This window comes from Dyadobacter arcticus (genome assembly GCF_011762185.1).
Taxonomy (GTDB): Bacteria; Bacteroidota; Bacteroidia; order Cytophagales; family Spirosomataceae; genus Dyadobacter; species Dyadobacter arcticus.
The window spans coordinates 833,557-845,604 of the sequence record NZ_JAASQJ010000002.1; the positions used below are offsets into that span (position 1 = coordinate 833,557).

The 12,048-nt window shown below is 43.6% G+C and carries 8 protein-coding genes; 1 reads left to right on the forward strand and 7 read right to left on the reverse strand.

Annotated elements, in window-relative coordinates:
* Positions 1 to 17: 17 nt before the first annotated feature.
* The 6 genes from FHS68_RS11325 to FHS68_RS11350 form a co-directional block, all read right to left on the reverse strand.
* Positions 18 to 2,585 carry a DUF5686 and carboxypeptidase-like regulatory domain-containing protein gene (locus tag FHS68_RS11325; RefSeq protein WP_167270031.1) on the reverse strand — a complete coding sequence of 856 codons (2,568 nt, stop codon included), beginning with the start codon at positions 2,583 to 2,585 and terminating at the stop codon, positions 18 to 20.
* Between the two features lie 92 nt (positions 2,586 to 2,677).
* Positions 2,678 to 3,706, reverse strand: a complete 1,029-nt coding sequence (locus tag FHS68_RS11330) for an NAD-dependent epimerase/dehydratase family protein (RefSeq protein ID WP_167270033.1) — start codon at positions 3,704 to 3,706, stop codon at positions 2,678 to 2,680.
* Positions 3,703 to 4,824: a GNAT family N-acetyltransferase gene (locus tag FHS68_RS11335; protein ID WP_167270035.1), complete on the reverse strand. Its 1,122-nt coding sequence runs from the start codon at positions 4,822 to 4,824 to the stop codon at positions 3,703 to 3,705. The genes FHS68_RS11330 and FHS68_RS11335 overlap by 4 nt, the downstream gene beginning before the upstream one ends.
* On the reverse strand, positions 4,821 to 6,032 hold the full coding sequence (gene spt / locus FHS68_RS11340; protein WP_167270036.1) for a serine palmitoyltransferase: 1,212 nt from the start codon (positions 6,030 to 6,032) through the stop codon (positions 4,821 to 4,823). Before spt ends, FHS68_RS11335 begins: the two co-directional genes overlap by 4 nt.
* A gap of 502 nt (positions 6,033 to 6,534) precedes the next feature.
* Positions 6,535 to 7,143: a TetR/AcrR family transcriptional regulator gene (locus FHS68_RS11345; protein WP_167270038.1), complete on the reverse strand. Its 609-nt coding sequence runs from the start codon at positions 7,141 to 7,143 to the stop codon at positions 6,535 to 6,537.
* Positions 7,144 to 7,340: 197 nt separating this feature from the next.
* Positions 7,341 to 8,333: an FAD:protein FMN transferase gene (locus tag FHS68_RS11350; protein WP_167270040.1), complete on the reverse strand. Its 993-nt coding sequence runs from the start codon at positions 8,331 to 8,333 to the stop codon at positions 7,341 to 7,343.
* Positions 8,334 to 8,933: 600 nt separating this feature from the next.
* Between FHS68_RS11350 and FHS68_RS11355 the strand changes: the two genes are divergently transcribed.
* Positions 8,934 to 10,544: an amidase gene (locus tag FHS68_RS11355; protein ID WP_167270043.1), complete on the forward strand. Its 1,611-nt coding sequence runs from the start codon at positions 8,934 to 8,936 to the stop codon at positions 10,542 to 10,544.
* A gap of 7 nt (positions 10,545 to 10,551) precedes the next feature.
* Here FHS68_RS11355 and FHS68_RS11360 read toward each other — a convergent pair whose 3' ends face one another.
* Entirely contained in the window at positions 10,552 to 12,009 is a 1,458-nt protein-coding gene (locus FHS68_RS11360) for a hypothetical protein (protein ID WP_167270045.1), read from the reverse strand.
* Positions 12,010 to 12,048 lie beyond the last annotated feature (39 nt).

Genomic DNA, 12,048 nt, shown 5'->3' on the forward strand with positions numbered 1-12,048 from the left:
TTTCAACTGCCCTATGACTAAAAATCAAGCTTAAACCTTGCCCTGATCCCCCATTCGGAAACATTTGGGTTATTCAGGTAAGTAAACCTTTTGACCAGGTCTACACGAATAAGCTTGAATATATTGGCCACACCCACACTTCCCTCAATGTAAGGCTGCCGCGATAATGTATAACTGATCGGTTTACCCTGCTCATCCACCGGAAAGCGGAAAAGCGACGGGTTATTAGCCGGATTATTTTCATCACGCAAACCACCCATCAATCCTTTAAAACTGAAAACTTCTCTCAATTTCAATCTTTTCAATAGCGGTATTTTGTTGAAAAGAAAACCATTCATATAGTACTGCACATCCACGCTTGCATAATGGTCACTGACAAATTCAAGGAAATTCATCAGATTATAGGAATTGAGCTGATAGGCGTAAGTCTGGTTGGCACGGTGTACGGTCAGCAGCGGAAATAATATCTTGCTTCCGAATGTGTAACCACCTTCGGTGCTGACATCAGCATAACCGAACTGGGAAAGGTAAACTCTTTTCGAAATATTGAGAGCCAGGTTATCATAGCGATTCTGCCCTTCGAAAACCCCTTTCAAACCTGCATTGTAACGCAATGTGAAAATCGGGTATTTGTTGATAATAGGTGTGCGATACAATTTTCCCTGATAAAATTTCTCATTGGGCGCATACCTCAGCTCCACATTCGCCTCGGAATTGTTGAGTAGACCCGCGTTTTGTAAAACACCTTCATCATCCAGAGTCTCATAGCGCAGAATTCCGGCTGCCCGTTGACTCCACTGTGTAAATCCTATTTTATAAGACAGATGGTTTTCAAATTCGCGGACGTATTCCAGTTTGTAAACGTCATTGTATAGCCAGCGGTTGTTATCCCCTCTTTTGAAGGATAGCAGGAAATTATCTTCCTGCACAAACTGCAAATCCTGGCCGGGGATCTTGGTATCGCGTTGGTAACTCGCCCGGAGATAATGAAAAGGAAAATGGTATATCGACTTATTGTTGAATGAATAGGTACTGCTCAAAAAGTACTTCCACTTCCGGTCTTTAAAACCATAAGCCGCATAAGTTTCAAAATAGACGCGTTTGCTCAACTCGGTCGTAGTTCGTCCACCGAAACGAAGCCGAAAGCCCTCAATAGGATTGAAGCTGTAAAAAGTATTCACCGGCCCAATCTCCACTTTTCCAAATGACTTATAACCTGCCAGCAAAAGTGTGGCAATGTCCATCGTCCGTCTGAAAGAAGGAAGTTTTTGCAGGGTATCAATGTTCCTATAAATATCCAGCTCCGTCCGTTCCAAGGGAATGTGCCTTGCGCTTGCCCAGAAGGACTCTCCGGTTTTTATCTCCGGATTGTAGGCTATCTCTTCATTGGGGCCTTTGTAAATGCTGTCCGGCCGGCTCTCATTGATCTTATAATCTTTGAAATTCACTACCCGCTGACCATATAACCCACCGCCTTTTTCACCCAATGCAAATTCCATGGCCAAGGTGGTTTTACTGGCGTGATACCTTTCATCATTCCCTTTTTCAAACTCTAGACTTGCTTCAAGATCCCGTAAAAAATTAAGGTTAATGTCTTTGTTCACAGTCAGATATGCATTCTGAACGCCGTATTTTCCATCCAATGTTACGAAGAGCCTTCCTTCGAAAAGCAGATCTGTTTTATTTCTTGGCACGAAACCAAGTTCAATCAGCCAGGGCGTACTTGTTTTAATTGTATCGCGGATGAAGAATTTGTAGAAAGTCGGGGCTGAATTGGCAATTGGGCTCAGAAGCAGATTGGTAGCAATGGAAATGTCATTATCATAGATGTTGATATCTTCATAAAGCCGGTTGAAATATTTGCTCAAACCATCATTATCCACAAATTTCGGATCAAACTCTGCACGACGGTTTGCAATTACCTTTTGCTTTTTCGCATTAGGGTCTTTTCTGAAATAAATCTGCGAAAGCTTTTCTTCAATATAGGCAGGCAGCATCACCTTACCTCCCATGGCAGTTGAGTCCTGCTGTTTGAACAAAAATTGGTAGTTTTTGAAAATGCGTTTGTCTTTAAAATCGTCGGATAAGTTGCTTAATGCCAATGAGATTTTTTCATACTGTTCGTATTCTACAAAGTCATTGGCTGCCATTTTGTTTTCATCCTTGTGCGCAATGACTTCGCGGATCAACTGCACCGCAGGATTATCCTTATTGCGATAACGGCCCTTGCCTTTGATCGTAACCTCCTTCAGCATCGAGGCATCGACCGCCATCTTCACATTGATCACCTGGTCAATTCCTGGCGCAATTGGCTTTTCGATATTGAGATAACCTACATAAGTGAATTTAACAGTCGGGTAAGTTTCCTTCAGCGTCATCGCATATTTTCCATCCACATCTGAGATCGTACCCATCTTGGTACCTGGAATGAGAATGGTCACGTAAGGCAGCGTTTCGCCAGACCTGGCATCGGTAATGGTCCCTTTAATCGTGGTATTTTGCGCTATGGCAGCCCCTGCGCCAATCTGTATTACACAGAGCGTCAGGAAGATGTTCAACCATATCGACTTACTTATTGTTTTCATTTTTGAGTTTCGTAACGTTTTTCATACCCGTTCGCTTTGACAAAATCATTTACGCAATAAATGCGGTTAATGATCAAATGGGCACTTCAAATTCATAGCCATTTATTCTCTTTATACCATGATAGTGTTTCTGTAAGTCCTTGCCGAAGATCATATTGCGGCTTGTATTGCAGGTTATTCCTCGCGGCATCAATGCTACAGATCCAGTTCGGAGCTGTCAGTTCCTTTAATTTTTCCCTGTTAAGTAGCGGTGTCGCAGACGAAAATGTGTAGAGCGCATCCAGCATTCCCGCCATCATTTTTACAAGCATCATTGGAAGGTGTGTCCTGAAAATCTGCTTCCCGCTGATTTCCCTGAAACGGTCGGCCAATGCGTAACGGTCGTAGGCATTTCCATCGGAAATATTGTAAACGGTAACTTCCCGGTGATTTTCAGCCAATGCAGCCATGGTGGCATCCACGAGGTCTTTCACATACACAAAACTCAATCGCTGCGGTCCTTTGCCGATATATGCATCCAATCCACTATTCAATGTCTTGAACAATACAAACAGGTCTTTTTCTCCCGGACCGTAAACAGCCGTGGGACGGATAATGCTGAGCGGCAAACCGCTCACCTGTTCGAGGTAATGCTCTGCCAGTAATTTACTCTTGCCATATTCGGTTACCGGAATTGCAAGGGTATTTTCTGTAATGGGTTGTTCCTCAGCGTAAGCCAGTGGCCCTATTGCCGCAAGGCTGCTCAGGAAAACAAATCGTTGCAGTGGAATATCCGACGACATGGCTGCCTGGGCTAAGTTCCTGGAGTAGTCGGCATTGACCAGGTTGTAAGCCGCGGCACCTTTGGCCTTGGTAACACCCGCTGCGTGAATGATGTGCGTGTACTTTCCTTCTTCCAACAATATTTTCAACGCCTCCTTTGAACTGAAGTCCGTATTCACAAAAACCAACTTTGTCTCCGAACCTTTCTTGGTCCAGACAGCCTGTAGTTTTTTCAGGAAGGTCAGGTCACTTGTTGGTCTCACCGCCGCATGCACTTCCATGCCGGCATTAAGAGCAGCTTCTACCAGGTGATAACCTATGAACCCACTTGCGCCGGTGATGAATACCCTCTCTTTCATATCAGTTTTTCGTACATTCTGTATCGTTTGTACAGCTTTCCGTTAATTTGTTCGATGGCGTGGTTCATTAGATAGTTGTCTTCCAGCATCCAGGAACATTCACCTCCTGTAATTTTGGTGCCTTCTGTATTCTTAATGATCCTGCCATACAAACACGCTTCAATTCCCATTTTGCGATAACCTTCGATCACGCCAAGCGTAATTACTCTCAGACGGGTGATATTTTTCTTGCCAAAAAGCAGTTTGAAAATGCCGGTTGGCAATAAACGGCCCTTCTTGATTTTGATCTGTATCTGGTTGATATCCGGAATTCCGAGTATAAATCCAACCAGTTTGTCATCCTTTTCAGCAACCAGGCAAAATCTTGGATCCAATATCATTTTCAGGTCTTTCGCGAGATAGTCGAATTCATGTTCTGTCATCGGAACGAAACCTTGATTTTTATCCCATGCAGAATTATACACTTCCCTGATCTTCACCACTTCATTCTTGAAATCCTTCAGATTAATCTGGCGGATCGTAATGCCACTCCTTTGCAGCCTGGTTTCCAATGCGTCGATCATCTTAATAGACCGGTCGCTGGCGGTATTGGTATTGATTTCGTAAGCCAGCAAATCCATTTTCTTAGCCAACCCGCTATTTTCTACCAGCTGCTGGTAGTAAGGCGCATTGTAAGCCATCATGGCCATTGGAGGCCTGTTGAAGCCGTCAACTAAAAGTCCGCTGGTTTCATTTGTCGACAAATTCACCGGGCCGATCAATTTCTTTGCCCCTTTTTCTTTCACCCAGGAAGTGGCTGCGTTCAACAACAAGTCCACTGTTTCCTGGTCGTTAATGGTATCGAAGAAGCCAAAAAAACCGTCAAGTTCATTGGCAAAAGCATTATAGTTATTGTTGAAAATCGCTGCAATGCGTCCTATGATCTTGCTATCGTCATACGCTAAAAAAAGCTTAATTTCTGAATGCTCATGAAAGGGATGCTTTCCCGGTGTAAGCATATCTTTTTGCGCGATGAACAGTTCAGGAACATAATTTTTATCGTTTTGATAAAGACTATGCGGGTAATCAATGAACGATGCAAGTTCTTTGGAGGAGTTTACAGGTACTATTTTCTTCATAGTTGTTGTCTTTCTCTGATCGCTTCGGGACAAACCTCACGGTAGATTCGGGCCATCTTATCAACTGCTTCTTCAATCTGGCTGAAAGTGTGTGTGGCCATTAAAGAAAAACGGATCAGAGATTGTTCAGGACGAACGCCTGGCGAAACCACTGGATTAACAAAAACCCCTTCGTCCTGAAGACGTTTGGTCATGATAAAAGTCTTCTCGTTGTCCCTGATGTAAAGTGGTAGGATCGGGCTTTCCGTTTTACCCAGGTCAAAGCCGTTCACCAGCAAAAGCTCTTTGGCATACCTAGTGTTGGCCCAGAGCCGCTCCATATGGTGCGGTTCCGACTCGATAATATCCAACGCCGCCAATGTGCTGCCCACCGAGGAAGGTGTCATACTGGCGCTGAACATCAGCGACCGTGCGCGATGCTTCATGTAATCGATCACGGCTGCATCCCCTGCAATGAAACCTCCTAACGAAGCCAACGATTTGCTAAAAGTGCCCATAATAAGGTCAGTGGCGTCTGTCAAGCCGAAATAGGAGGCAGTTCCCGCGCCCTTTTCCCCTATTACGCCGAGGCTGTGTGCATCATCCACGAGCACCGTCGCATCAAATTCAGCCGCGATCACAGTTAGCTCAGGCAACGTAACAATGTCGCCCTCCATACTGAAAATCCCGTCCGTCGCTATCAGCTTGTCTGCTTCTTCCGGAAGAAGGCTTAGCTTTTTACGAAGATCAGTCATGTCATTATGGGCATACTTGATTACTTTGGAAAATGACAACCTGCTCCCATCAATGATGGATGCATGATCGCTTTCATCGAGTATCAGATAATCATTGCGACCGGTGAGACATGATAATGCACCCAAATTCGCCTGATACCCAGTACTAAAAAGAATTGCGTCCTCCTTACCAGTAAATTTGGAAAGCCTGCGTTCAAGTTCTTCATGAATGTCTAGCGTTCCGTTCAAAAAACGGGAACCAGCGCAGCCTGTACCATATTTCTGAGCCGCCTTTTGAGCAGCTTCGATAATGTATGGATGGGAAGTGAGTCCCAGATAGGAATTCGACCCGAACATCAGGACCGTTTTTCCGTTTATGATAACCTCTGTATCCTGTCCGGATTCGATAGGTCTGAAAAAAGGATATACTCCCCTTTCCCTTGCCGCTGCCGGATCTTTGAATTCAGCAATGCGATTGTTTAATTTTTTACCCATAGATCATTAATGTCAGAATCAATAGCTTCTTTGGTGGGTGCCCGATGGCTTCAGGCTGAAACCACATATTGGTGTCACTAGTTCAAAAAATCAACCATTCATTTTGTATTTTACCGTTAAAAAGAAATTAAAGTTTTTGGCCTCATTCCTCCTCAGGCAAATGATATTTTGAGCTAACGATCGTGAACGTCAGCCTTCTACTGCACCCTACTTGGATCTGCCGAAAAATTTTAAATATTCAGGAAGTGTGTATTACCTGAGTTACGTTGAGTGTCAACCTATTATATTTTGCAATTAGCCGTCCATTTGGCTTTTGGCAGTCTACTACTATTATCGCAAAATAGCATGCCATTAAAAAAATCGATTCTTTTAAAGCCTCTTAAATGCAGGCAAACATTTTGTATTAAACGTTGATCAATATCGGCCGATACATTCCTAAATCAAAGGTTATTTTCTACTGGCGGCTTCTCAGGATGATAAGCGAACATTTCGTATTTAACCCCTATAAAATCAGGTAATTGCAAATCATTGCTTTCACATGCTCCTTATGACTTTCGGCGAATTCCTGAAAGTCCTCGTCCGACATATTAAAAACCTGCTGGTGAATTCCTTTTCCTAAAAACAGGAACTCGATACAACTGGTCATCAAAGGCAGAATGTTTTCTATGCGAATCGGCCTAATTGTCCCATTTTTAATTCCCGCATCGAGTTGCTGACTAAATAAGGTCGACTTGAATTGCTGGTACAATGGAATTTTTATCAACAGCCTTTCTGGCTCCTTATGAATTTCGTTCATGATAAAAATGACCAGGTCTGGCTCCTCCTTCATCATCTGGTAATTATTCTCAATCACCTCGGAGATCTTGGTTTTAATGTCTACGGGTTTATTCAGTATATCAATGATGCTCTGGAAATACAACTCCATCAAGTCTTTGAAGATCTCAATGAAAAGCTTTTCCTTGCTTCTGAAGTAATAGTTGGTCAATGCAATGTTCATATCAGCTTCGCGTGCAATGTCCCGTGATGTTGTGCCGTCAAAGCCCTTCTTCAGGAAAACCCGCTTGGCTGCTTCCTTAATCTTGTCTTCACTTTTTTCTGTTATGCACTTCACTTTTTTCCGTGTTAGATTGGGTAAATCCTGAATCTGTTCTTCGCTAATTAAATTCATTTTTACCATTCGTATCAGGCGAACAAACGTTTTAAATGAATAGTTTAAACGATCGTTTAAAATGTTCATTTGATTAAACTATTTGTCAATATTATCCTATAAAAAGCTTAAACTCAGTTAGAAAGTCAGATTCGAAGAGATTATTCCAGCATATTCCAGTCTGCGATATGGTCGTTTTGCTTTTCAACGAGCCAGACTTTGCTATTGGGGAAGCGGGACAGGTACTCCTTACTCTTTGCGATGCCAGCCACGCTGAAAGCAGTTGCCAATGCGTCAGCAACCGTTCCGTCCGGAGAAATAACGGTGGTCCTGACATGGAACAAAAGGCCGATGCCCGTTTTAGGATCAACTATATGCGAGTAACGCACACCCTTATATTCCATAAATCGATAAGTAGGTCCGGAAGTTGCGAGGGCTAGATTAGCCAGCTCCATCGTTTTAAGGGAGTCACTGCCATTTGAAACGGTAATTTTCCATCCTTTGCTGCCTGGAGGAGGATCGGTGAGTACGATCTTTCCCCCAGCATCCATCATCGCAGAGGTGATTCCCATTAATTTTAATTCTTTGATTGCTTCTTCTGCGGCATAGCCTTTGCCCAAACCACCAATGTCGAGCCGCATGCCTTTTTGTGTGAGCAAAATACTTCGGGATGTCGAATCCATCTGCATCTTCTGGTATCCTGTCTTTTCTTTCGCTTCTTTAATCTCAGCAGTGGTTGGAAAAATACCCTTCCTGGTAGCATGACGCCACATTTGCACCAATGGCCCCATGGTGGCATCGAACGCACCTTCCGTTTTGATGCTGATGTTCTGAGAAATTGCGAGTATATCAAACAAATCTTCACTCACGACCACCCATTTAGCACTCCCTGAACTTGCCGAAAGCAGGTTAATTTCGCTTCCATCCCGGTAATCACTCATGATTTCATTGAGCTTTTCAACCCGGGCAAAGGCACGCTGCGCTGCCAATTGCGCTATGGAATCGCCTGGTGCGTAAAACACGAGTTTGAATGGCGAACCCATCAAGCCTTTTTCAAAAGTGTAACGCTTTTGCTGTCCATAAAGCGGATGGCAGCCCAACAGACTGAATGTCAGTAAGAATACGAGGTTATGGAGATGGAGGACTCGGTTCATAGTGGTTGTTCACTAAATATCCCTGGCAAATTAATTCATTTTGAAGGAAATGCATTTTGCCGATAGCAACGTTTCTCTCGCTAGGTCCAAAAAAACAAGGGTATGAACCTCCCGGCCATACCCTTGCTTACTGCGTTATTCCAAGAAACTGTTAATTATAATAGTCTGAAAAGCTATTTTCATTAGTTGGTTGGAGATACGAATTCATCGCATCTTTAATCATTCCCGCACCTATAAATGGTAGTGAAATGATTGTAGAAATAATCATTGCAACGAATAAAATCGAAGCAAAGAAAAACTTCCCGCAGTAGTATATCATTTTCGATAGGAAGCTCATAGTCGAAACGGTTATGTGATAATTTTCAATGGTAAAATTAAATAAATAATCGTGCCACTCGATAAAATATCACAATTTTATTATTTAATTAGATGATTTATAGAATTATGACTACAACTATTTTTTGCGTTGTAGTCATAATTTTATGGAAATGTCTTTCTATTACTGATCATACCTAGCCATTGAAATTTCTTTGTTAGTAAATACCCTCAAATTTTGTTTTCGTCTTATATTGCACCAGACCTTGTTTGTAACTCCACCCGATGAGACGAAGAACTTTTATCAGCCTTGCCTCAGCGGCAGGCGTTACCACCCTTGTATCTCCGATTTCCGGATGCAGTTCCCAAACTGAAAAAAAAGAAGCGGAATCAACTTCGGATTTCAAGGAAATAACATTGGCTGAAATTGCTAAAAGAATGCAGGCGGGAACACTGACCTCCAGGAAGCTTACCGAATTTTACCTGAACCAAATTGAAACATTGGACAAAAAGGGGCCTCAGTTACGCGCCGTAATTGAGTTAAACCCTGATGCACTGAGCATTGCGGATGCTATGGACAAGGAGAGAAAGAATGGAAAAGTGCGGGGACCGATGCATGGAATACCTATCCTGATCAAAGACAACATTGATACCGCAGACAAAATGCAGACGACGGCAGGATCAGTGGCTTTGGCTGGCAACGTTGCGTCTGCTGACGCATTTATTGTCAAAAAGCTACGAGAGGCCGGTGCTGTCATTATCGGAAAAACCAACCTGAGTGAATGGGCCAATTACCGTTCTACCCGTTCGTCAAGCGGATGGAGCAGCCGTGGCGGGCAAACCAAAAACCCCTACATCCTCGATCGTTCCCCCTGTGGATCTAGCTCTGGATCGGGTGTGGCGGTAGCTGCCAATTTATGTGCGGTTGCTGTGGGTACGGAAACAAACGGTTCCATCGCCTGCCCGGCATCGATGAATGCGGTTGTGGGTATCAAGCCTACCGTCGGACTTGTGAGCCGATCGGGCATTATACCTATATCCATAACGCAGGACACAGCCGGGCCATTTGGGAGGACGGTAGCAGATGCAGCAATATTATTAGGAGCAATGGCCGGTTCGGATCCGGCTGATCCGGCGAGGCACACCGGTCAGGAGCCATCTCCCACAGATTTCACCAAATTCCTTGATCCTAATGCACTGAAAGGTAAGCGTATTGGCGTGGATAGAGGATTTTTAAAGTTGCACGAAGGAATTGATGCGCTACTAAAAAAGGCGCTCGATCAGATGCGGGGAGCTGGCGCAACCATTATTGAAGTTGACTATATGCAAACGCAGGAACTGGAAGGGGCTGAGTCAGTATTGCTACAATATGAATTTAAGAATGGTTTAAATCAGTACCTTACCCATTCCAATGCGAAAATTAAGTCTCTGGAAGCGCTGATTGCTTTCAACAAACAGAATGAAGCAACTGCGATGCCGATTTTCAAACAAGAATTACTTGAAGCTTCTCAGGCCAAAGGCGATCTAAAAACAGAAGAATACAAGGCAGCGTTGAAAAAGATCAAGCATGTTGAAGATTTGCTAAACCAGCATTTCGATGAACATCAACTCGACGCGCTCTGTGGCCCTGCGACTGGCGCGCCCTGGTGTATCGATCCGATCAACGGGGATTTTTGGACAGGATATGGAGCATACGGGCCTGCAGCTATTTCGGGTTTTCCTTCCTTAACATTACCAATGGGTAACCTAAGCGAACTGCCAGTCGGAATTTCCTTTCTCGCAAAAGCCTATTCTGAGCCAAGTCTTATTGGAATTGGCTTTGCTTATGAGCAGATCTCCAAAAACAGGTCTCAGCCAAAATTCATCAAAACGGCAGGGACAACCAGCGTAGGTTAGGTACCTTCTATCTGGACAGATAGATTTCGTAGAAAGATCCTTTGCGTCCTAAAAACTGATTTGCTTCTTGTTCGGAGTAAACTGACTTACCCATTTGATAAAAATCCTCGAACTTATTATAAGGGTAGGGAGAAAATTGAACCTGATCCGGGAAAAGGGTTTGGGTAAGTATGTTTTGGCGTAATGCCCTGGTAATGTGGGACACAGGAACTATCAATCCCATGACAAGAATGACCAATACAGGGAACGCCATTTTCATCATATACCAATCCGGACGCTCTCTGATCCAGGCTGAAAAACGTTGAAGGATAAATAAAGAGAGTAATGTAAGAATCGGTGTGCTTCCTCGCAAAAACCAATCATTCCATTTACCCATCCGCACAAAAGATATCAGAATAAGGATCACGAATAAAAAGTGAATCACATTACGGTATTCACTTTTATGCAGCCCCAGGATCATCACAATTCCATAAAGCACCGCCAGATCTACGACCACCCCGAAGAAATAGTGAAATGCAATCTCATTCAGCGGATTGAACTGCCAGATAAATCCCATCACCACGGAACTGCTGCCCGCCAGAAAGTAAAAGAATGTCGGAATAAAGAGCAGGCTAGGTAAAATGACATTCAGCATTACCCTAGGTGCCAGCAGCGCTCTCAGGTTGCTTCGGTATCTGACAAAAAGTAGAACAGAAAAGATAAATACGAAAATGATCGAAGGGAAAATCCCCCAAATAAAAACGGCAATAACGGCCAGAAAGCTGTTCTCAGGCCGTTTTGAGTATGAAAAGTCATTGAATAGGATGCAGGAAACAATGATGACCGGAATCAGCTGATTGGGAGCCCATTGGGTCTGATAGAGCACCGGCCAGATTTCGGTGAAAAATGGTGGTACGTGGTAATTGAGACCTATTGCATGGAGAAGAATAACTTTGCTCACATGTCCGACGCCTCCGAGAGAAAGAAAAAAGACAAAGGACAGGTAGCTTTTGCCGGTAAATATAAAAATCCAGCAAATGCCCAGACATAACCCGATGGCTGCCCACAAGTACAACGCGATTCCCGACAATTCGCCAAGGCCTTTCGAAATGAGTGCAGGGACAAGAAAAAACCCAAAATAATGGCAGGCATATTGGCCGTTTCCTTTGAAAAGAATTGGCCAGGACTGGTTGTAGAGGGTATAATATTTAGAATTATGCGCCCAATAATCGAACGCCTGAAAGCAAAACCCTCCTATTCCAGAGAATGCGACGATGAGTAAGGAGATAACAGAAATTCGGATGATGTCTTTTGTAGTTAGCACAGTGTCGAGATCTTTTCTGCGCTCGTAACCCTTGACAAACATAAATATCAGCCCAATTACCAGGCAAATTGAAACGGGAAGCCTAAACCAGCCAAGGGAAAAGATAATATTTGGTAAAAGCAGATAACCCAAACTGATGTTACGCAGTACAGTTGTTCTCATCCGACAGAAATATTATGGGGGTAATAAATTGTAAACAAA